This is a genomic window from Oceanobacillus sp. FSL W7-1293 (assembly GCF_037969815.1).
GTDB lineage: Bacteria > Bacillota > Bacilli > Bacillales > Amphibacillaceae > Oceanobacillus > Oceanobacillus oncorhynchi.
The window spans coordinates 309,671-332,500 of sequence record NZ_CP150212.1 but is presented as its reverse complement, the minus strand read 5'-3'; the positions used below and the strand labels follow the sequence as shown (position 1 = coordinate 332,500).

Genomic DNA, 22,830 nt, shown 5'->3' with positions numbered 1-22,830 from the left:
ATACTTCGCCTTTCGGCTTCGCAGAGACCTGTGTTTTTGCTAAACAGTCGCTTGGGCCTATTCACTGCGGCTCACTCACAAGTGAGCACCCCTTCTCCCGAAGTTACGGGGTCATTTTGCCGAGTTCCTTAACGAGAGTTCTCCCGCTCACCTTAGGATTCTCTCCTCGCCTACCTGTGTCGGTTTGCGGTACGGGCACCTATGATCTAACTAGAGGCTTTTCTTGGCAGTGTGAAATCAGGAACTTCGGTACTCTATTTCCCTCCCCGTCACAGCTCAGAATCATGTCAGACGGATTTGCCTGTCTGACTTCCTCGCATGCTTGGACGCACATCCATCGGTGCGCACTCCTTATCCTCCTGCGTCCCCCCATTGCTCAAACAATCATGAGGTGGTACAGGAATATCAACCTGTTGTCCATCGCCTACGCCTGTCGGCCTCGGCTTAGGTCCCGACTAACCCTGAGAGGACGAGCCTTCCTCAGGAAACCTTAGGCATTCGGTGAAAGAGATTCTCACTCTTTTTTCGCTACTCATACCGGCATTCTCACTTCAAAGCGCTCCACCAGTCCTCACGGTCTGACTTCACTGCACTTTGAACGCTCTCCTACCATTGTTCGTAAGAACAATCCGCAGCTTCGGTGATACGTTTAGCCCCGGTACATTTTCGGCGCAGCGTCACTCGACCAGTGAGCTATTACGCACTCTTTCAATGATGGCTGCTTCTAAGCCAACATCCTGGTTGTCTGTGCAACGCCACATCCTTTTCCACTTAACGTATACTTTGGGACCTTAGCTGGCGGTCTGGGCTGTTTCCCTTTCGACTATGAACCTTATCACCCATAGTCTGACTCCCAAGTGTAAGTAACTGGCATTCGGAGTTTGACTGAATTCGGTAACCCGGTAGGGGCCCCTAGTCCAATCAGTGCTCTACCTCCAGTACTCTCTATCTTGAGGCTAGCCCTAAAGCTATTTCGGAGAGAACCAGCTATCTCTGTGTTCGATTGGAATTTCACCGCTACCCACACCTCATCCCCGCATTTTTCAACATACGTGGGTTCGGGCCTCCAGTCAGTGTTACCTGACCTTCACCCTGGACATGGGTAGATCACACAGTTTCGGGTCTACGACCGCATACTCATTCGCCCTGTTCAGACTCGCTTTCGCTACGGCTCCGTGTCTTCCACTTAACCTTGCATACGATCGTAACTCGCCGGTCCATTCTACAAAAGGTACGCCGTCACCCATTAACGGGCTTCGACTACTTGTAGGCACACGGTTTCAGGTTCTATTTCACTCCCCTCCCGGGGTGCTTTTCACCTTTCCCTCACGGTACTGGTTCACTATCGGTCACTAGGGAGTATTTAGCCTTGGGAGATGGTCCTCCCGGATTCCGACGGAATTCCACGTGTTCCGCCGTACTCAGGATACACTCCGGAGGAAATTCTTTTTCGATTACAGGGCTGTTACCCTCTTTGGCTGACCTTTCCAGATCGATTCATCTAAAGAATTTCTTTGTCACTCCAATGGAATGTCCTACAACCCCAAGAAGCAAGCTTCTTGGTTTGGGCTCTTTCCGTTTCGCTCGCCGCTACTCAGGAAATCGATGTTTCTTTCTCTTCCTCCAGGTACTGAGATGTTTCAGTTCCCCGGGTCTGCCTCACCTATCCTATGTATTCAGATAGATGTACTGTTCCATTACGAACAGTGGGTTCCCCCATTCGGAAATCCTCGGATATAACGTTTACTTACAACTCCCCGAGGCATATCGGTGTTAGTCCCGTCCTTCATCGGCTCCTAGTGCCAAGGCATCCACCGTGCGCCCTTATTCACTTAACTAAAGTTTTTGAATAAGATGGCTGATTACAGAATGTAATCAGTTGTGTCGCTATATCAATAGCTTTTTTGCCTTATTTTTAAAGTTTGATGTCGTTGTTACTCTTATTTAGTTTTCAAGGTACAAGCTTCCTTTGAGAGAATTGCTCTCTCAAAACTGAACCAAACAACCACGTACGATGGCCCACACGATGTGGGTTATGTCGATGTTGCCACAGGATGTGGCGAACTTAATCGACGTTCCTTTTAATCCTTAGAAAGGAGGTGATCCAGCCGCACCTTCCGATACGGCTACCTTGTTACGACTTCACCCCAATCATTCGTCCCACCTTCGGCGGCTGGCTCCAAAAGGTTACCTCACCGACTTCGGGTGTTACGAACTCTCGTGGTGTGACGGGCGGTGTGTACAAGACCCGGGAACGTATTCACCGCGGCATGCTGATCCGCGATTACTAGCGATTCCGGCTTCATGCAGGCGAGTTGCAGCCTGCAATCCGAACTGAGAACGGTTTTATGGGATTTGCTGGACCTCGCGGGTTCGCTTCCCTTTGTTCCGTCCATTGTAGCACGTGTGTAGCCCAGGTCATAAGGGGCATGATGATTTGACGTCATCCCCACCTTCCTCCGGTTTGTCACCGGCAGTCACCTTAGAGTGCCCAACTGAATGCTGGCAACTAAGATTAAGGGTTGCGCTCGTTGCGGGACTTAACCCAACATCTCACGACACGAGCTGACGACAACCATGCACCACCTGTCACTTTGTCCCCGAAGGGAAAGCTCTATCTCTAGAGCGGTCAAAGGATGTCAAGACCTGGTAAGGTTCTTCGCGTTGCTTCGAATTAAACCACATGCTCCACCGCTTGTGCGGGTCCCCGTCAATTCTTTTGAGTTTCAGCCTTGCGGCCGTACTCCCCAGGCGGAGTGCTTAATGCGTTAACTTCAGCACTAAGGGGCGGAAACCCCCTAACACCTAGCACTCATCGTTTACGGCGTGGACTACCAGGGTATCTAATCCTGTTCGCTCCCCACGCTTTCGCTCCTCAGCGTCAGTTACAGACCAGAGAGTCGCCTTCGCCACTGGTGTTCCTCCACATCTCTACGCATTTCACCGCTACACGTGGAATTCCACTCTCCTCTTCTGCACTCAAGTCCTCCAGTTTCCAATGCACGTTTGCGGTTGAGCCGCAAGATTTCACATCAGACTTAAAGAACCGCCTGCGAGCGCTTTACGCCCAATAATTCCGGACAACGCTTGCCACCTACGTATTACCGCGGCTGCTGGCACGTAGTTAGCCGTGGCTTTCTGGTCGGGTACCGTCAAGGTACGATCAGTTACTATCATACTTGTTCTTCCCCGACAACAGAGTTTTACGATCCGAAAACCTTCATCACTCACGCGGCGTTGCTCCGTCAGACTTTCGTCCATTGCGGAAGATTCCCTACTGCTGCCTCCCGTAGGAGTCTGGGCCGTGTCTCAGTCCCAGTGTGGCCGATCACCCTCTCAGGTCGGCTACGCATCGTCGCCTTGGTGAGCCGTTACCTCACCAACTAGCTAATGCGCCGCAGGCCCATCTGTAAGTGACAGCAAAAGCCGCCTTTCAACTTTCCATCAGGTGATAGAAAGTGTTATCCGGTATTAGCTCGCGTTTCCGCGAGTTATCCCAGTCTTACAGGCAGGTTGCCTACGTGTTACTCACCCGTCCGCCGCTCGTTCCACGAACTTCCCTCCGAAGAGTTCCGTTCGCTTCCCGCGCTCGACTTGCATGTATTAGGCACGCCGCCAGCGTTCGTCCTGAGCCAAGATCAAACTCTCCATAAAAGTGTTTGAAACTTTAGCTTTCAGAAGTCAACTTCTGACTTATTTTTTAAGAAAAACGAGGTTGTCTTTCTTCTTTCGTACTGGTTGTTTTGTTCAGTTTTCAAAGAGCAATTTGTTTGTCGCTGTTTCAAATTGGCGACTTTATTAATTTATCACATCTGCAATTCGATGTCAACAACTTTTTAAATTCATGTTAGCTGAACGATCGCTCGAATTAGCAACGAGATTAAATTTACCATGCTGAAAATAGAAAGTCAACGATTATTTTAAAATATATCCAAATTAAATTAAATAAAATAACTTCATACTATGAATCAGTAATTCTATCAAACAGCATATAACGCAACAAAATGCTGATAAGCCAGTCTTTCAGTGGTAGTAACTTATATTTAAAACGTTAGATAAATAATAGTTAGTCAAAAACCATTTCGAACGAAACTTTCTTTCTCCAATTCTATTCGAGCTCTTCTTTGATTTAAAAAGAGGTGCCCGATTCTGCTTTTTATAATAACGAGTATAAGAATCATGCACATTTTCAACGGCTTTTTAGAGGCTAATACAATCAGCTTCTTTGAGGGTGGGATAATGAACTCCCGAACCGTTTTATTCGACGCACAGTCATAAAAAAGCTGGCCTTTCAATTATATTGAAGGGGCTGGCCGTTTTGCAATATCTCATTCCTTATTATTTTTAATTATTTCACTCAATTGAAATATTCCCTTTTCAATTTCATCCAGCGAAGCAAATCCATAGGACAGTCGTACAAATTGCCCTGCTTTTTCCTTATAAATACTTCCTGGATTGATGAGAATCCCTTTGGATAATGCTTTTCCAAATAACTTTTTCACTTTAAAAGCAGGATTTATTTTCACCCATATAAAGAAGCTTCCTTTTGGAGCATCCCAAGTGGCGACAGAACCTAAATATTTTTCTAATGTCTCTAAAGCTCTTTGCCGGCGAATCCTCAGTTGTTTCCGGACATTTTCGATATGACGTTCATACAAACTGCTGGATAACCATTTCTCTGCTACAAGCTGAGATAATGTACTTGACCCATAATCTAACTGCATTTTCAAGTCTGCTAACCGGTCAATAACAGGCTCTGGTCCGACCAGCCAGCCAATGCGTAATCCAGGACTTAATGTTTTTGATAAACTTCCAATATATAAAACATTGCCTTGACGATCTTTGGCTTTTAATGGTTCTGGAGGTGCGTTGTCAATCCATAAATCACGATACACATCATCTTCAATAACAGGAATCTGTTCTCTAATGCAGTATTCCATTAATTCTTCTCTTCTTCTGTCCTCCATTAAGATACCTGTTGGGTTATGAAAAGAAGGTATGGTATATAAAATGTTTCTGCCCGTTTCCTTGGTTTGGTAAATAGAATCAACCTTAACGCCCTTATTATCCATCGGCAATCCCTCCAGGTCCATACCGGCTGACTGAAAAACAGATAACGAATAGAGGTAAGAAGGTTCTTCCAAGAATACCGTTGATTTATTCTTTAAAAGGCCAATGGAGATAAGATAGAGGGCTTGAAGCGCTCCAGAAACCACTAAAATGGATGACGGTGACACATCGATACCTCTTTCTTTCAGATAATTACTAATAGCCTCTCGAAGCTTTATATTCCCTTTTGGCTCTTCATACCCGAACGGATCCAATTGTTTCGAAACTTTTTGGATGATATCCTGCATTTCTTCTAAAGGGAATAATGCTGGTGATAATTCCCCTTTACTTAATTGAATGAAACGATTATCTGATTCCGCTTCATTAATTTCTTGTACTGTAGATACACTAGCTTTATGGATACCCTGCGTAACATTTCCATTCCAGTTTATTGAAAGATGATCTCCCATCAATGTCCATGTGTTATTGGTGACAACAGTCCCTTTTCCTGCTCTTCCTTCTATTAATCCATCTGCCATTAATTCCTCTAACGCTATGATCACCGTACTTCGATTGACTCCAAACATTCTTGCCAAATGACGCTGGCTCGGTATTTGGCTTCCAATAGCCCACTCTCCTTTTGAAATTTTCTCTTTTATAAAATCAATAATGATTTGATATTTGGGCTTTTTCATAAGTACTCCTTTTCCAATCCTATTTAAACTGGTTGGATTTTTTCTATTTAAGCTGTTGCAGACATTCTAACACACTCATATTACTATAGGAAACAACGTTCGAAACTGGTTGTACTTAAAATAAATGAGGTGTACTTATGATAAAATCTTTCCATGTAAAAATCGCTTTTGCTCATTTGGTAACCATTATTTTATGGGCATCTGCATTTCCCGGAATCCGAGCTGCTCTGACTGCTTACTCCCCAGAGCATATATCCCTTTTACGATTATTAGTTGGATCATTGACACTAATCCTTGCAGCATTTATCAAAAGAATTCGTTTGCCGGAAATCAAAGATATACCCATTATTTTATTATTAGGTTTTCTGGGGTTCTCCGTCTATCAAACAGCACTAAATTATGGGGAACAAACGGTTAGTGCAGGGATTGCAAGTTTATTGGTCTCTACAACACCTATATTCGCTGCTTTCTTGGCTTTATTATTTTTCCGTGAAAGATTTGGCCTGTGGGGATGGATAGGCTCCTTTATCAGTTTTTGCGGGGTAGCTTTTATTGCTTTCGGTGACTCCGCCGGCAGCTTTTCATTTAACGCTGGCATTATCCTTATTTTAATCGCATCCCTTTCAGAAAGTATTTACTTTGTTTTTCAAAATGCTTACTTAAAAAAATATGGTTTTTTCGCATTCACGATATATACGATTTGGGCAGGCACGCTTTTCATGTTGATTTTTATGCCTGGACTTGGAGAGGCAATCATGAACGCGCCAATGGACGCAACACTGGCAGTGGTTTATCTGGGAATTTTTCCAACGGTTATTCCCTACTTCACTTTGGCCTACGTTACGTCCAAAACCGGGGCTTCCGAGGCAACGAGTTCGCTTTATTTAACACCAGTGTTTGCTTTCCTTATTGCATGGGTTTGGTTGAATGAGATTCCTCATTTCCTTGCAATCGCGGGAGGCATGATTACTTTATTAGGGGTGTTTATGTCAAATATAAAGAGAGAGGATGAGTTACAGGTTAGCCAGACATCGTTAAAAAATTTATAAAAGCACAAAGAGAGAACCGGAGCTAAACTCAAGTAAACAAGTTTAGCTCCGATTCTCTCTATTTATTTACAGCCATCCCTCTTGTAAACTCAGACAATGATATAGCGATAAAATCAATGGAGGAATAGCGCCTTATCGATTAGACGGAATTATCTTTTTTCAGACATAGGATATAAAGGATATTCCCATTGGTGCGTACATTCTTCCAGCATATAATATCCGCGTTCCTTGTTTGGCACAATACGCGAGCATTGCTGTGTCGGAATGGCTCCAGCCTCATTCTCATTGGCTATGTCAATCCACTCTTGATTTGCAGCCGCATCATACCGTACTGTTAATGTATTTCCATTCACGGTGATGGTTTGTCCGTCCTCTTTCTTTTCAGCATTATCCATAAACTGCTCTATCGCTTCCTCCAGGTTTGCCGTCTCGTCTGTTTCAGATGAAGGTTGTGTAGAATCTAAATAAACATCCTCCGTCCCTTTCCAAGTATGGAAACGAATAGCATTTGCTGTTAACCATTCTTCATTTCCTAACCCCAAAGCATTTTCAGCATTGAAGCTTTCAGACGGATAGTCCCTGCGTCGAGCAACTATGCTAATGGATTGGTCATCCAGTTGTTTGCCGATAAAGCCAAATTTCGTCTTGTAAAAATTATAAGAATAGGTTGTCTCCCCAAGGGTAAAGCTGCGATGCTCGATTACCAGCGACTGCTGATCGTATGGTGAATCGATTTTTGTGTAACTATATTCCATCAACAAAACCATGAAGCCATGAAACAATATGATTGGTATAAAAAGAATAAGCCCGGCAATTGTCCATACTTTAGGAAGGCTTGAACGAATAGGGAGCTTTGCGCGAAAACCGATCACAGTAAGAACTACCAGGTTTATAACCATTGGGATAACATATCCGGTTGGTTTTAAAAAAAGAAAATAATAATCGGTGCCATGCATCATGATAAGAACCAAATCCATGATTCCTAAAACAAGGAGCGCCCATTTAGTTTTTGTCATAAAATTCCCCGTTCTTATTCATTTCTTGTGAAATGGTTTCTTTTTTAACCCATTCGCCTTTATCAAAAGATTCTACTGAAACCAATACCCATTTCGCTTATTACGTGATTAATTTAAGCCCGATTACAGAGCATAAAACCATGGCGATAAAAACCATACGCTTCCAGTCTTTTGATTCTCCATAAAATATCATACCGATAAGTGCGCCGCCGACAACACGAATCCCTGTCCAAATGGCGTAGCCTGTTCCCATAGGAATGAATTGTAAGGAATAACTCAGTAAAGCAAGACTTGAACCAAACCCTAAAATAAGTAGAATGACTGTTTGCCAATTCCGTTTTACAGAGAGCTGATTAATCATGGCAACACCAAATGTCTCCAGTAAGCCTGCGATAATTAAAGTAAACCAAGCCATCAGGATTCAGCTCCTTTCTCTGCCTTATCTGGTGTGACCAATTTCAAACCCATCACTCCAGCTAATAATGTTGCTATAAGAATTACTTTTTCCCATTTAAACGCTTCTCCAAAGAAAAGAAATCCTGCAATAACAGTACCTGCTGTCCCTAACCCTACAAAAATAGCATAAACCGTTCCTGCCGGCAGTACTTGTGCCGCTGTAATCATTAAATAATTACTAACAATAATACATATAACTGTGCCAGTCCATGTCCAAAAATCATATGCATGCGTTAAACCAATCACCCAAAAAATTTCCAAAAAGCTGCAACGAATACTTTCATCCAATTTCGATTCACTGCAAACACCTCCACTTTTATTATTTCCAAAAAACGAATTAAAAAAAGCCCTGAGAGGCAACTGTACATACAGCTTCTCCCGGGCTTTTATCCCTCCGTGACACAGTAATTCCCTGTGTGTTTTCTCTCGGACCAGACCAACATTTGATGTGCGGAACCCTAGAAAACATTTTTTCAACGTAATTTCTTATCATAATAGACGTTTTTTCTTTTCTGCCATAAAAGCTTTCATCTAAAAAACCATATCAAAAAGAAGAAATTGATGCAACATTTTTACATACGTCAACTCTCCCCATCAACAAAGCGTAGCATCCCTCTTTTACTAAATGATAGTTATAGGCTAACTGAAAACATAACGAAATAGCACAAGCACTCATGCTCGCAAGGGAAAGCGCAGCCCAATTCTTTGGATTGTGTTTATCATATCTTGTGAGATTAATAACAGGAAGTATCCACGCAATTAGTCCAAGCAGAAGACTGCCAATATTAAGTAAACCGATCATAGCTGATTCCTCTTTTCATTTTTTAAATGGTAGCCGGGGACTTTCGTCTCGATATAAGGAGTAAGTCCACTCGCCATTTCATTACTTCATGTAGAAAGCATTGATACGCTTTTATTCATAACCGCCCTTGGCCCCAGGCAGCGCTTTATACGCATCCTTTTCTCTAACGATGCTAAATGCCTCCTCACGTAATCCGATAAATTCCTTTGTATCTTCAGTCGGTTCACAGTAAGCTCCAGAAACAGAATGTGTTATTGTTTCTCCGTTGACGATAATTTCCCACGCATCCTCTTCATGTGGTTCTACACTGCAAATCGTTCCGTCGACGGGTTCTGGAGTAAACTCTTTTGGTTCTTTTATATTGATTTCTTTCATTTTTTCATAAATTTGGTTCATTTCTTCCTCTGTTAAGCTGATTTCTGCAGTTGCTGTACCATTTTCTATTAAATCCTTCGTCACGGTGCCTTCGAAAGTGTTAATCTCATTATTTTTGCCCACACCAAACTGTATGGAAAAATCAAAGTCATCCGGCATACTTTCCGGCATATTGGCAACCGAATCAACGGGAGCCGTTTCAGGTTCGGGTTCATTTGTTTCCGGTTGACTGCACGCGTATAGAGAAAGCGTAAGCAGCATAAAAAGGAATAACTTCTTCATTAGATATACCCGCCTTTACTAAAGAATAGTATGGTATGCTCATTTATTTCAGTTCCAAAGCAATATTTCCCAAAGCTCCCGATCTTCTATGACTAGGTCATACGGATTTTTTATGTCCAGCCAATGAATACTCCTCTTTTTAAAAAGAGCTAAATCTTCTTCGCCATCCCAAGAAGTAAAATACTCAACAACTTGACTATTTTGGATTGCTTCGTCCATATAATTGTATAGTATAGTTAAACATTTCTCTTCTTCTGCAGTTCCTTTAATTTGATTATTCAAAGGGATTTGATTAGCATATGCAGCTACTTGATGCTTGTATGAAAAATGAGAACTATACGAAAACCTGCGTTTAATTGTGCTATCATAATTATTTTCAAAGAATAAATGTGTAAAATCTAATTCCGTTCTAAAGATATTCGGTTGTTTTGGCGAAACAGGATTGGAACCAAAGGAACCTTTAGGTAATTTCATCGGGGAAGCAATATATATACACTGGGTCATCAGCGTTTCCCTCCTCTGATAAAGCCTTATTAAATAATCTTGGCTCATTAAAGTAAAGTCATTTAATTAATAATAGCTTGCCAAAGATATAGATTAATAATCTGACATTTTAATATCCTTATTCGAACATTCACTGCAAATCACAGGAACATTCTCCCACTCAAAACTCTTTCTAGGCATTGTTTGCGTCTTCAAATGGCTGGGAGGGAAATTCCACTTTATCCAGCACTTTTCACCTGTTTCTATGATTTTATCGCAATGGTCACAATGGAATTTTTTATCTTTATTATTATACATAATGAAGCTGCTCCTCTCTATGGCACCCTTTGGTTAAGAAAAATAATCCGCATTTATTTTCACCCTTTAGAAAACTCCAAAGTGCTTCTATTGGTGTCTTACTTAGAAGTCTTCCTGCTTATTATCGTATTCATTGCATTCGCTTCTCAACAAATAACAAAATTAATGTTGCTATTGGGCCTAATACAAGGGAAAGCAAAAACCAATTTAACCCTGTTCGATTCTTTCCTTGTGCAAGTCCGGCATTTATCAATGCCAGTGTGCCCCATCCTACAAAATATTGGTTATCCATCATTCATCCTCCCCTTTAAAATAATCAGTAAATCCGCTGCCAACAACACACTACACTTTTTTATTGTCATCACGTTCTCCTAAAATCCTATTAATGCATCCCATCCTGAGGCGGCCTCTTCCCCTCTATGCTAACTGCAGTCATACTTTGCCTGTCAACTTCATAAGAAGCTGTCCAAGTACCTGATTCACTCCCCTTTTTCCAGTGTTCTGTAAAGGTGACAATATACGTTTCATCCCTAATTTCTTCTGCATCCGTTTCTTTTGTAATATGATAACCTTCCACCGTTTCTTTCCATTGGCCAATATTATCGGGGAAATCATCTGTTACCGATCCTTCACCAGAAGTTGCAAAATCAACCGCATCTTCTTTGGTAAACGGGGGCACAGGCGGTGAGGTTACTTCTAGATAGCCCCAGCTTATTCCAAGGCAAGCGATTGGGATAATCCAGAACGGTTTAACGCTCTTTTTCTTCCTCTTTCTTCTTTCTAACCACTTATCAAACATCCCATAGATGATGGCGGCTGGCATTCCGTATAAGGCAGCCATTCCATCTTGAAAGATGATGCCGTTAGCCAGCCCGAAAAAGCCGAGAATCAACACATACAGCCAGTCATGTTGACGAAACCATTTCCTTTGCAAATATGCTACTGCTACCGCTACCAGGTTTCCATAAATCAGGATAATCATCCCAATATACAGGGCATAAACGGTAAACCAGCCCATGAATTGATTTCCGCGATGGTATGCAGAGTCAAATCCATTCATAAAATGGATAACAACAAACCATGTTGATAGAAAGATGGTGGTCACAAAGGTTGCGCTTAGCTTTCTTAAAAAGAGGCTTTCTGAATTATTTTCCATATGTATTTACTCCTGACGCTTCGTAATTCATTTGAGTTTCACACTGTAAAACCGCATTGCTTTAGGAACACCTTTTATTTCAAAAACACCCTTCAAAATTAAATGTCTTACTCTGTACTCCACATACACATCATTAATATATTGGTCTAAGCAGCCAATAACCTCGCCAATAAGACGTGCTGATAGGATGAATTCCGTATTCTCTTGCTTCTGATGCAGCATTTTTGCTTTGTTGATTATCAAGTCGTCATAATAGCTTTCATCTACACTTTTTATATCTCTATTTTCCCATACCCTCAGAGCTTCTTGTGTATCAGCTAATGCTTGCCATTTCTGCTCGAATTTTTCCCGCTGCTCTTTGCTTAAAGCAGGTGTCTTACTGCTATTTTCATAAATCAACTGCAGCTTTTCAGACATGATTTCCCCGGTGTGCAACGGATAATTATCCCTTTCTGGAATATTGAATTGTTTTTTATACTGTTTCGTTGTGTTTATAGCGGTTATATCATTCCTTTTATCTCTCAATAAATACAGAACATAGCTTAAAGCAGTCTGTTCATGAGCGTTTTCCCCAGTCCAAATGATAATAGACGCCGTTTCAGGGATAGCACTTATCATGGAGAGTGTACGATTGAAATGATGTCGGTATTCATCTAGACAATCATCATCCAGAATAAGATGATTTTTTAGCCATTCCTCCCTGTAGTCAAGTCCCGCTTGATCATGCAATTGCCAAATCGGGCCGATTGAAAAGGCATCTGAAAAGGAGATAACCATTTCTTCATCTTGTAATCCCATTTCTTTTAATGCCCATTTCAAGCTTCCAGCCGCGGAATCATCAAAGAGAATATGAACAACTTTATCATTGGTACTATTTTTTATATTTGTTTGATCTCTTTTGACATTCAAAAAATCATGGTATGTTTTCTTCAAGTCTGCTACAAACTGCTCCTCCGTATATTGGTCTGATTCTTCAAGCATATGGATTCGAAAAAAGTTTTGAAATAAAAGGGACCTCACTTCCTCTTCCGCAGCATGATTAAGGGTTCTTTTTAATTCATCCATCATTGTCCCGTCCCCCTTTATAGGTTTTATTACGATAGCGCCTATTAGCTCTTAATTAAACGAAACTGCTTGATCACATAAGAATTTTTTATAATCCTCCATCATTTATTTCAACTATCTCCATAAATTCACGTTACACGAAATTACTTATAGATGTAAATACTTATTAAGAGATAACCTCATACTCCCTTTTCTAACTAATAAAAAATCTTTATATAACGGATCTGTTTCTATCAATATCAGTGCCTATTTTGCTTGTCTTTTTTGAACCAGCAAAAATTACCCGGCATGCTTTATCCGAGCATACCGGGTAATTTTCTACTATGTGTTCAAAAAGCAGCCAACGGTTATTACTCATCTCTTTTCAATAAAACTTCTCCCGATAATTCGCCAGAGCAAGCAACGGAAACAAATATTCATAGCTATGGTAGTGAATATAAAATCCTCCAGGAAGCCCCTGCCCCTTCGGATAGGCTGTTGTCCAATCCGCTTTCACCGACGCATCCAGCAAATACGCAATACCCCGCTTGATTTCCGGCGTTGCTTTTCCTTCTGCAGCAATCAGCGCATCTAATGCCCAGGCGGTATGTGTACGAGTGCTTTCCTTGAGCGGGACATATTTTTTCTCTATATCGCTTTTGCACGACTCTCCCCAGCCGCCGTCCTGATTTTGAATGGCGTATAACCATTGGATCGCTTTTTGAACCTGCGGATGGTTGCTGCGTGTTTTAACCGCTGCTAACCCTGTAATCGCTGACCAGGTTCCGTAGATATAACAAATCCCCCATCTGCCATACCAGGATCCATCCTTTTCCTGATTTTGCAGAAGCCACTTTACGCCACGTTTTATAAAGGGCTGATACGTATCTGTATGCGTGTCATTTCCGAAGAATTCCAATGTCCTCCCAGTTAAATCAGCCGTTGATGGATCCAGCAACATCGATCCTCCCCCTTCAATCGGCAGCCAGGAAAGCAATGTATTATCTACATTCTTCTCAAAGGCCGGCCAGCCGCCATCATCATTCTGCATGGAGACTGCCCACTGAATTCCGCGGTCCCAGGCTTGTCGATAGACGGGGGTGTTACGGGCAAAGGAACGAATAGACCTCAACGCAGCTGTTGTATCGTCCAGATCAGGATTGAACGTATTGATATGAGAGAACCCCCATCCGCCCGGTGTCACATCTTGGTTATGGATGCTCCAATCGCCGTACTTCATCTGTTGTCTCCCAAGTAAATACTGATTTGCCTTCTTAATTACCGTGGCAGAGGAGGGTACACCAGCCTTTTGCAAAGCATGGCTGATCAAAGCCGTATTCCAGACGTTTGCCGTCGTATACTGCATGTGCGTTTGTTTTCCAATACTGGTTTGAAACGCTTTTAGTCCCTCTACTGCCTTGATAATAATCGGATCCTTTTTCGAATAGCCTCTGGCCATCAGAGCAAATATCATCAAAAACGTTGCACTGAAATAGCTGTAAAATGTCCCGTCTGATTCCCTTCGATTCAGCATATACTCCTCTGCACGCTGCAAGGCTAATTCATGGAGCTGTTCCGGGTTCCCTATCAGGCTGCTAATTCCTCGTTGAAAAGGGGTTTGGAAGGAGCGCCAATCGTTTAACTCCGCTTCCCAATCGCCGTCATCTCCCCGTTGTAAAAATAGATCGGACAAATCAGGCGAACGCTTTGTCTTCCGGCTGAATTTATAATCTGCAGTAATTAATATAGGAACCAAATTGGACCGTGCATATAATGATAAGTCAAATAGATTAAGTGGAAAAGAAACCGGAAAAAGAATGAATTTAACCGGAACAGGAAGATAGCGCGGCCACTTGTACTGCCCTGTCAGAGCTAACATAACCTTTGCAAACATATTGATTTCTTTTAAGCCGCCATGCCGCTGGATAAACCTTGTTGCCAGATGAATCTCCCGGTCCTCCTTTTTTCGGTGACCGGAGTAAAGGAGCGCATAACAAGCCTCCGCCGTTGCCGTGAGGTTCCCTTCCTCTTCATCGTGGAATATTTTCCAGGCACCATTTTTCCCTTGTTTACGAAGGATTCTGCTTACCAGGGCATCGATAAGATCCTCATCATCCATTTCCAATGTACGCAAGAGGATAATCATATAACAATCCGTGGAAATCCCCGTTTCAAAGGGATACGCCCAGGAACCATCGTGCTCTTGTTCTTTTGTAAGCCTGTCAACCAGACGATTGATTTCTACGTCTATCTTTTCCTTCATCAGAAAACCTCTCTTATAAGAACCGTTTTTCCTATACATATGACACACCGTGTAAGCATATTCCTTAGAGGAGGAGGAGACTGGATGACAATTGGCTGTTTCAAAAAAAGGATAGTGTATGAAAAGTCTGTTCTTGAAATAAAAAAAGAACTGAAGAATATAAGGAATCCAAAAGCAAACGGCCTATCCGTATCCATGCTTCCTAAAAGAGAGCAGGTATTCATTCAACGCATTCATCAACTGACAATTAAATGGAATAAAAATAATGTCACCCGGACACAAGCCTACTTCGATTTTTATATGCAGCACCCAGAAATCCATTGGGCTTTATTAGGGCATATGGTGTCACGCAACGGCGGTTGGAACATGACTGATTTGAAAGGCGACCTCCTATCGCGTTTGTTATCCGAAAAAGAACAAAAAAACTTTTATTTATTTTTAGAACGGGGAAATTGGTTAATATTCCAGGATGTTTATCCGCAATTATTGCTGTATCAGCAAAGTGTAAGAATGCATCAAAATCTTTTTCACCTTCTTCCTTTCTTGAATGTCTCTAGATTTATGGAAGTGGTATGGAATCATTTTTGGAAGCATGGTGACCGTTATCTATTAGCCATCGCAACCATTATTAATGAACAAAGCTATTTAGAAAAAAGAGTGGTACATCATCCTCATTTTAAAGAAACGGTATTAGATACATTGGGTTTTAAGCTGTATGGTTTTTTACGCTTCAATCATGTTATTTTCCCGCATTATCAACTTGGAAAAATAGAAAAGAAGCCCGCATTAATCGGTGATACCCTGCACCATTTCGGCTCTCTCCATGAGCGGATTATGCTGGGGAAACGTTTATATGCCATCCTTTTTCAACAGAAATCTGTCTTAAAAGATGTTCTGTTATGGGCAGAGAAGCATCCGCATACAGGTTCCCGATCCGATTATTGGAAGGATTTGTTTCATTCTGTGAATGAATCTGCGCCGGGTACGGTGTATAGACGAAGAACAAGGCATTGTGAACGGAGAAAAGGAGCTCTCCGAATCTATAGCCCTCCATTGAAATATGCTTGGAAAAACGTTAACCACTCCCCGGCTGAAAAAGGAGACTGGTTTGACGATGTAAGTGTGATTGATTATTTCGTAGAAGAAGAAAAAAATACAGGTGGGGAAATTCATGAAAAATACTGCAAAGCAATGGAAAAAATCGATCTTATCATCATTGCAAAAAAGGCGATTTTCCTCAGACAGGAATAAAGAACAGCAGGCGTATGTCATCGCAGCTCTCTTTTCTTCTATCGTGGGGACCTACTTAGATTTATTTTTTGTTGGCATCGGCATGTATCACTTTCCTATGCGGCTTTTCCCAGAAATATTTGCAGTCAATATTGCCTTTACACTGCTGATTCTTCCTGTTTCCGTCATTTTATTCTTGTACCTGGCCAATCGGATGAGGATTCTTCCGCGCTGCATAATGATCCTTACGATTAGTACAGCGGTCATTTTTATCGAAAAAACCGCTGAACAGCTGGGGTGGTTTATGCCTCATCCAGATTGGAATCACGCCTATTCCTTTTTCGGGTATATGCTGTTCCTCATTATTGTTTGGAGAATTTTTCATTTTTTTCAGGGGAAAATTTGAAAAGCTGGTATTTACTCCTCCTCCTTATCATAAAAATGAGGAGGAGGTGGCGTGATGCGAAATCGAAAAATTTCTATATTGCTGTTAGCAGCTACATATGTTGGAACGGTTATTGGAGCAGGCTTTTCTTCAGGGAAAGAAATTGTTACATTTTTTAGTGTCTATGGAGCTTTAGGAACCATCGGCATTGCAATCAGCGGAGTCTTGTTTATTTGGATAGGAACCAAAATAATGATTATATCTGCCCGAATTGGAGCCTATTCTTATCAGGATTTAAATGAATACCTCTTTGGAAGAAAGATTGCCAAAGTGATTAATCTTTTTATCTTTTTCGTCGTTATTGGCGTTACTTCCGTCATGCTCTCCGGGGCTGGCGCTGTATTTCATGAACAGCTCGGTCTTCCATTTCAATTGGGAGTGATCCTGACACTCATTCTCTCTTATATCGTTGTCATGAAAGGGCTAAACGGCTTATTTGCCATCAACTCCTACATTGTGCCATTAATGCTTCTTTTCGTCCTGTTTGTAGCAGGCTCTATCGCGGGAGAGCATCCGCATCTGCTGGCAGAAAAACTCCTCCCTGTTCAGTTATCGGACAACCTTTCATGGGCAGGCTCCCCTTTTGCCTACGCAGCATTTAATCTGATGACAGCACAGGTTGTTCTTGTGCCATTGGGAAAGGAAATTCAGGATGAGCATGTTTTACGCTGGGGCGGATTTTTGGGTGGACTGGCTTTATTCTTTATCCTGTTATGGATACATTTTTCATTGTCCGTATTTCCGGAAACATTTCCTTATGAAATACCAATGGCCGAGATTGTCCAACATTTCGGAGCCCTTATTCATATTCTGTTCTTAATCGTTATTTACGGCGAGATTTTTAATACGGTGGTCGGGAACGTATTTGGAATCACACGGCAGCTGCAGTCGGCATTTCGTCTTCGTTATCAGCATGCTGTCCTGATAATCCTGTTTGTTGTTTTTTTAATCAGCCAGGTGGGATATGGGAAATTACTGTCGGTCTTGTATCCGCTGTTTGGTTATCTGGGGTTGTTCTTTCTGTTGTGGTTATTGATTAAAAGAATGCCTGGGAAATAGGTGGGGATAAAATAGATATTTTTGTTTGGGGACTAAATAACAAAAGCAGCGATACTCTCTGTTGTTTGGTTCTGTTCGCTTTTATTCATGCAGAAATAATCTTCATTTCTTTATGAGCGAGCCTCCATGCTTATTCTATTTATATTTACCAAGAATCGACTGAATTTATAATTTGACATATCTGGAAAAATAGATACAATGGGGCGTACGGAACCTATTGATGTATTTAAAGCATTATCTAACGAATTCGGCTTCACATCTTACAGTTGTTAAAAGAACAAGAAGCTCATTTGCCGAAATCCGTTTGCTGAATATTTTAGAACAGAGATTGAAATAGATTCTCTTTTCTTTTTAGTTTATATATCGTTAATCCTAGATATACAGATATGTAGTTATTCAGGTAAGAAATAGGTTCAGTTTAGCTCGATACCCGCTTTTATATTTTTGTGTCAAATTATAAAATTGCCGGATCAGAGTTTAAGAAATAACCAAAAAAACAATAGAATTGTTTTTAAATGAAAGTTTATTGGAGGTATTATCGTAATGGATAAGAAGTTTGAACCACTATTTGAAAAAGTAACGTTACCCAACAAAATAGAGTTAAGGAATAAGTTTGTCTTGGCCCCGCTCACTCATGCGTCTTCAAACGACGATGGAACAATTTCTGATGCGGAAATTAATTATATCAAAAAACGTTCTAAAGATGTCGGATTGGCTATTTCTGCAGCTAGTAATGTGGCCGATATAGGAAAGGCATTTCCTGGTCAACCTTCCGTTGCACATGATTCAAACCTGGATGGTTTAAAACGGCTGGCTGAAGCGATGAAACAAAATGGGGCAAGAGCGATTGTACAAATACATCATGGCGGGGCACAGTCAATGCCGTATTTAACACCGAATGGAGATGTAGTGGCTCCAAGTCCTATCACCTTACAAGGTGATGAGACGCACAGTCCCTCCTATGAAAAAGAGGAGCATCATGCCAGAGAAATGACGCAAGAAGAAATTGAACACACCATTAAAGCATTTGGCGAGGCCACACGCAGAGTGATTGAAGCAGGATTCGATGGTGTAGAAATACACGGTGCAAACCATTATCTCATCCAACAATTTGTTTCACCATATTATAATCGTCGTGATGATGCGTGGGGCGAAAACAGATTAAAATTTCCAATGAAGGTTGTAGATGAGGTTATCAACACGGTGAAAGCTCATGCAGATGAGAATTTCATCGTTGGTTATAGATTTTCACCAGAAGAAGCAGAAACACCAGGTATAACGATGGAAATTACGGAAGAATTGGTGAAAAATTTAATTGAAAAACCTTTAGATTTCTTGCATGTTTCCTTAATGAACGTACACTCTAAAACCCGTGAAGGGAAGTATCAAGGCGAAGAAAGAATTAAATTACTTCACCAATGGGTGGATGGCCGCATGCCATTAATTGGTATTGGTTCTATATTTACTGCTGAAGACGCATTAGAGGCTATCGAATCAGGAAATGTTGACCTAATTGCATTAGGAAGAGAGATTTTATTAGATTATCATTTCATTAACAAAATACAGAATGGTAAAGCAGCCAACATCCTGTCCGAATTCAACCCTGATAGAGAAGATAAACATGATTTACCGCCTAAGCTATGGGAACAAATTAATAAAGGTTTATATCCGCTCCCAAGAACAGATAGCAAATAAGCCTTTCAATGGAATCAAAAAATCGAGTAGAGGGAAAAGTTATTTAGCTTTTTCCTCTACTCGATTTCTATTATCATGAATAACTCGAGGTGCAAATTCCATATTTGATATCTTACTTCGTTCCATCTTATCTGCTGTTGGTACTGTTTCTCATTAGGAAAAAGCGTCCTACAATTGAAGCTCGCTTTTTAATTCCCTTTCTCTACCTTTGGAATTTGTCTGAATGCAAATTCAATCCGATCAATTTGCTTGTCTTCATCTCTCACAAAACGTGTGATAGCATCCATTTCCTTCATGGTAAATAAAAATTGGTCATCCCCAATTGGATGAAGCACCGCGTCAGCTAAACCAGTGGCTGCCAAATGCAGGCTGTCATCTTCCACATAAAATTCAATTTTCAAACCGTCACCCGATATGAAAGTTCCCTGAAATTCCTTTAAGCTTTCCAATGCTAAGTCAACAAACTCAAAGTTTAAGTGCGTAGCATCGATGGGTTTGCCCAAGTAACTGGCAAATGCACCAAAAAGCAGTTTGGAAGATGGAGCTCCCGCTACATTTGCAAGAGAAATTCCCGTTAGTCCGATTTCCGGAAGAATATTCATCTGAGCTGCTGCCCCTTTAATATCTCCACCGTGTTGAATCAGCTTATATCCAAAGAAATCTGGAATAATCATTAAACCGTAACCATAGCAGGTTCCTTTTTCACATTCGATGTAAGGCGTTGTCATGGATGCCACACTTTCCGGAGATAGGATGCGCATATCACCAACCATCCCGTCATTCCGAATTATTTCTGCAAATTGAAGCATATCATTCACTGTTGACTTTAAGAACCCTGCTGCACGCATTGCTGGAGCATCTAAAGGATTATTGGACCTAACTATCATTTCTTCATCATCTTTCTGTTGCGTATCATACAAAACGGCTATATCTTCATATTCCAGGTCCTCCAGTTGGAAACCACTGTGATGCATACCGGCTGGCTCTAAAATATTTTCTTGCACATATAATTCATACGGTTTCCCGCTAATGCGTTCAATGATTGCACCTAAAAGAGCGTAAGCATCATTGGAATAACTAAATGCTGTTACCGGTTCCCCAATCGGTGTGAATGCTGTTTTTGCAATTGTATCCATTAACTCCGCATACGTATCAATCGCCTGAATTGCATCCAATGGGTCCTCTTGCTGCTGATTTTCTTCTAAGCTTAAATCCTTTTCCATACTTTTCTTCACCGCACCCATTAAAGTGGCTAACGGCGGAATACCTGATGTATGTGTCAAAAAATGATGAATCGTTATTTGTTTTGTTTGCACTTCATTCGGTGTCTTAAATTCCGGCAAATAGTTGATGACAGGATCATTTAGATTCAGCTTTCCCTTTTCTTGTAACTGAAGAATAGCAACAGCTGTAAAAGCTTTTGTTAATGAACCGACTCCAAAAATGGTATCTGGTGATAAAGGAAGTTTTGCTTCGGTATCACGGAATCCAAACTCTTTCTTATAATTCCATTCACTTTCTTTAGCTAATCCAATTGCAAAACCAGGTACGTTGTATTTTTTCAACATCTCATCACAATATTGTTTGAAATCATGGATCTCTGTTTCTTTTTTCATAAAGTAAACCTTCTCTCTTCTATTTATACTTATCTTTTAGATAAATTTTCATCAATTTTGAAGATGTGCCTATATAAAATGAATGTTTCACTCAACGTCCTCTTCTCAATCTCCAATTAATCGTTTCTACCACGTTACCTCACATCTTATTTCCAAATTTTTCCATAAAAGTATTGCGTTTCTCCATTGTACTCGTTTTTCCACCAAAAATGAACAAAGAAAAGGTATTGTTCTTTCAAAAATAGTGGATTTTTATTGCACAGATCCTATTGAAGAGATATTGAGTGATTATCTGAAATAGCAGCATCGAAAAAATAGATGATTTAAAGCGGAGATTAATTTTGTATTTTCTATCGAATTTGAGCGTAAAAAAACCAAAGGCCCGGTGTAAATACACCGGACCTTTGGGTTTGGAAATGTTACTTTTTATAAGGAACGTTAATATTATTTAATCTGCTTTAATTTTATATAGGGACGCTTGGAATCTTCAACCAAGGTTTATATTCTACTCCTATACCTGGGCACCGGTCTTGTTTAAACCACTGTTTAATTTCATGTTCTTTTAGTTATAAAAACACCCCTTTGGACAAAAATATCCAAAAGGGTAAAACGGTATAAATTTTCTATAAGCAGGTAATCTTTTTTACAAACGGTTAGATTTTATTTTAAATCCAGAGCAAGCCAGATGATGCTGGTTCTCTCATTCCTGGATAATTCCCTATTAGCATTCTACATGAGGAAAAGCTATATATAACCCTTTCTCATCCAACCCTTCGCTATGACCAAAGTAGATACTGAGAAGCCGGTGTGAGCCAGGCGTCGTTGTAAAAGTTTAATATTGATTAGGCTCTAATCCAAATCCTATTGCAGAACCAACTTTTTCATAACTCCTTATAGCTGGTTCATTAAAAGCAAATACTCCTAAACCAATTATTATCTGGGTTCTCGCCTTATGGCTGCTTCTTCAACATTTTAAAAATTCCTACATCAAAATATTTTCGGCCATCAGAGCCCCGGAAGCCACTACTTCTAAGGATTTCCGGGGTTCCCACAGCTACCAATTGAAGAAGCCTTTTAACACAAGCAACATAATGGAATAGACAAGGGATGAGATTAAAAATGTTGGCAAGTGAGCATTCTTTTCAAAAGGGATTTCCTTGCTGATGACATTAAATATCATGGCACCTGAGCTAAAAGCAATAATGGAATCTACAAACAGACCGGATGATGGCCCGAAAATTCCTGCAAACGCCCCAATCAAGGTTGACCCCGCAAGCATGTAGCGTCCTGCCCTTTTATGCAGTCGCTCGCTCTCTTTTCCCAGATGATACGACAAGCCGATAAAATGAAGACTAACGGCTAGACCGTAAAATAAGGATTCGACGCGCTGAACATCAGATGAAAAAACGATATAAGTAACAATGAAGGAATACACCATAAAAAAGCTGATCTGAACGAAATAAATGGTGTCTGCCTTCAGCCGTGCAGCTGTTTTCGTCTCAGCAAATGCATATACTGCAAAGTAAATCAATAAACCGATGAGGCCGAGAAAATAAAGTTCCGTATCTAATGCGAAAGATCCCCCGAGTTTATCCTGCTCCTCATGAAGCGTTGGCAAAATATAGACAAACACATAAGCAATAGCTACACCGCCTGATAATGAGAGCAGCTTTCTTTGTCCAATCGGCGAACGTTCAACAATCGGCAGGGCATAGAGTTGAATAATAATAAATATAATACCAATTATAATGGATTCTATCGTAACCATGACCGTTCCTCCTGATGTTAATATATGAG

The 22,830-nt window shown here is 41.0% G+C and carries 17 protein-coding genes, 2 rRNA genes, 1 pseudogene and 1 riboswitch (1 of these 21 running past the window's edge); of the genes and pseudogenes, 5 read left to right on the top strand and 15 right to left on the bottom strand.

Translation table 11 applies throughout. From position 1 onward, the window contains the following. The 3 genes from MKY65_RS01710 to MKY65_RS01700 form a co-directional block, all read right to left on the bottom strand. Positions 1–1,838 (bottom strand): 23S ribosomal RNA (locus MKY65_RS01710) (it extends 1,084 nt beyond the left edge of the window). A gap of 254 nt (positions 1,839–2,092) precedes the next feature. Then, positions 2,093–3,654 (bottom strand): 16S ribosomal RNA (locus MKY65_RS01705). The 16S and 23S rRNA genes sit together here, the layout of an rRNA operon. Before the next feature lie 674 nt (positions 3,655–4,328). Then, on the bottom strand, positions 4,329–5,744 hold the full coding sequence (locus MKY65_RS01700) for a PLP-dependent aminotransferase family protein (protein ID WP_339181725.1): 1,416 nt from the start codon (positions 5,742–5,744) through the stop codon (positions 4,329–4,331). A 137-nt stretch (positions 5,745–5,881) separates the two neighbouring features. Here MKY65_RS01700 and MKY65_RS01695 point away from each other — a divergent pair, with 137 nt between their 5' ends. Continuing rightward, positions 5,882–6,793: a DMT family transporter gene (locus MKY65_RS01695; protein WP_339181722.1), complete on the top strand. Its 912-nt coding sequence runs from the start codon at positions 5,882–5,884 to the stop codon at positions 6,791–6,793. A 149-nt stretch (positions 6,794–6,942) separates the two neighbouring features. Here the strand turns inward: MKY65_RS01695 and MKY65_RS01690 are convergent, their stop codons facing one another. From MKY65_RS01690 to shc, 10 genes and pseudogenes are all read right to left on the bottom strand, one after another. Beyond that, positions 6,943–7,809 (bottom strand): hypothetical protein, encoded by an 867-nt coding sequence (locus MKY65_RS01690; protein WP_339181720.1) that lies wholly within the window; start codon positions 7,807–7,809, stop codon positions 6,943–6,945. 100 nt (positions 7,810–7,909) lie between these two features. Further along, positions 7,910–8,224 (bottom strand): multidrug efflux SMR transporter, encoded by a 315-nt coding sequence (locus tag MKY65_RS01685; protein ID WP_339181717.1) that lies wholly within the window; start codon positions 8,222–8,224, stop codon positions 7,910–7,912. Further along, a pseudogene (locus MKY65_RS01680) lies at positions 8,224–8,564 on the bottom strand (multidrug efflux SMR transporter). Before MKY65_RS01680 ends, MKY65_RS01685 begins: the two are co-directional and overlap by 1 nt. Positions 8,565–8,638: 74 nt before the next feature. Further along, positions 8,639–8,738, bottom strand: a riboswitch (guanidine-I (ykkC/yxkD leader). Positions 8,739–8,809: 71 nt separating this feature from the next. After that, complete coding sequence (locus tag MKY65_RS01675) at positions 8,810–9,067, bottom strand: hypothetical protein (RefSeq protein ID WP_339181715.1); 258 nt, start codon at positions 9,065–9,067, stop codon at positions 8,810–8,812. A gap of 111 nt (positions 9,068–9,178) precedes the next feature. Then, entirely contained in the window at positions 9,179–9,724 is a 546-nt protein-coding gene (locus tag MKY65_RS01670) for a hypothetical protein (protein ID WP_339181712.1), read from the bottom strand. Positions 9,725–9,772: 48 nt separating this feature from the next. Further along, positions 9,773–10,276 (bottom strand): hypothetical protein, encoded by a 504-nt coding sequence (locus MKY65_RS01665; RefSeq protein WP_339181709.1) that lies wholly within the window; start codon positions 10,274–10,276, stop codon positions 9,773–9,775. A 379-nt stretch (positions 10,277–10,655) separates the two neighbouring features. After that, on the bottom strand, positions 10,656–10,820 hold the full coding sequence (locus MKY65_RS01660) for a hypothetical protein (protein WP_175296989.1): 165 nt from the start codon (positions 10,818–10,820) through the stop codon (positions 10,656–10,658). Positions 10,821–10,907: 87 nt separating this feature from the next. After that, a complete protein-coding gene (locus tag MKY65_RS01655) occupies positions 10,908–11,681 on the bottom strand; it encodes a hypothetical protein (protein ID WP_339181706.1) in 774 nt (257 codons plus the stop codon). A 27-nt stretch (positions 11,682–11,708) separates the two neighbouring features. After that, complete coding sequence (locus MKY65_RS01650) at positions 11,709–12,749, bottom strand: DUF1835 domain-containing protein (protein WP_339181703.1); 1,041 nt, start codon at positions 12,747–12,749, stop codon at positions 11,709–11,711. A gap of 361 nt (positions 12,750–13,110) precedes the next feature. Continuing rightward, complete coding sequence (shc, locus tag MKY65_RS01645) at positions 13,111–14,988, bottom strand: squalene--hopene cyclase (RefSeq protein ID WP_339181701.1); 1,878 nt, start codon at positions 14,986–14,988, stop codon at positions 13,111–13,113. Between the two features lie 84 nt (positions 14,989–15,072). Here shc and MKY65_RS01640 point away from each other — a divergent pair, with 84 nt between their 5' ends. From MKY65_RS01640 to MKY65_RS01625, 4 genes are all read left to right on the top strand, one after another. Continuing rightward, the gene (locus MKY65_RS01640; protein ID WP_339181698.1) at positions 15,073–16,239 is read left to right on the top strand and encodes a DUF2515 domain-containing protein; all 1,167 of its coding nucleotides are present in this window, start codon (positions 15,073–15,075) and stop codon (positions 16,237–16,239) included. Further along, positions 16,160–16,624 carry a CBO0543 family protein gene (locus tag MKY65_RS01635; protein ID WP_339181696.1) on the top strand — a complete coding sequence of 155 codons (465 nt, stop codon included), beginning with the start codon at positions 16,160–16,162 and terminating at the stop codon, positions 16,622–16,624. Before MKY65_RS01640 ends, MKY65_RS01635 begins: the two co-directional genes overlap by 80 nt. A 54-nt stretch (positions 16,625–16,678) precedes the next feature. Further along, positions 16,679–17,722: a hypothetical protein gene (locus MKY65_RS01630; protein WP_339181693.1), complete on the top strand. Its 1,044-nt coding sequence runs from the start codon at positions 16,679–16,681 to the stop codon at positions 17,720–17,722. 543 nt (positions 17,723–18,265) lie between these two features. Further along, on the top strand, positions 18,266–19,417 hold the full coding sequence (locus tag MKY65_RS01625; RefSeq protein WP_339181692.1) for an NADH-dependent flavin oxidoreductase: 1,152 nt from the start codon (positions 18,266–18,268) through the stop codon (positions 19,415–19,417). A 188-nt stretch (positions 19,418–19,605) separates the two neighbouring features. Here MKY65_RS01625 and MKY65_RS01620 read toward each other — a convergent pair whose 3' ends face one another. Together MKY65_RS01620 and MKY65_RS01615 are read right to left on the bottom strand one after the other, a co-directional pair. Beyond that, a complete protein-coding gene (locus MKY65_RS01620) occupies positions 19,606–21,033 on the bottom strand; it encodes a serine hydrolase (RefSeq protein WP_339181689.1) in 1,428 nt (475 codons plus the stop codon). 1,054 nt (positions 21,034–22,087) lie between these two features. After that, the gene (locus MKY65_RS01615; RefSeq protein WP_339181686.1) at positions 22,088–22,801 is read right to left on the bottom strand and encodes a hypothetical protein; all 714 of its coding nucleotides are present in this window, start codon (positions 22,799–22,801) and stop codon (positions 22,088–22,090) included. Positions 22,802–22,830 lie beyond the last annotated feature (29 nt).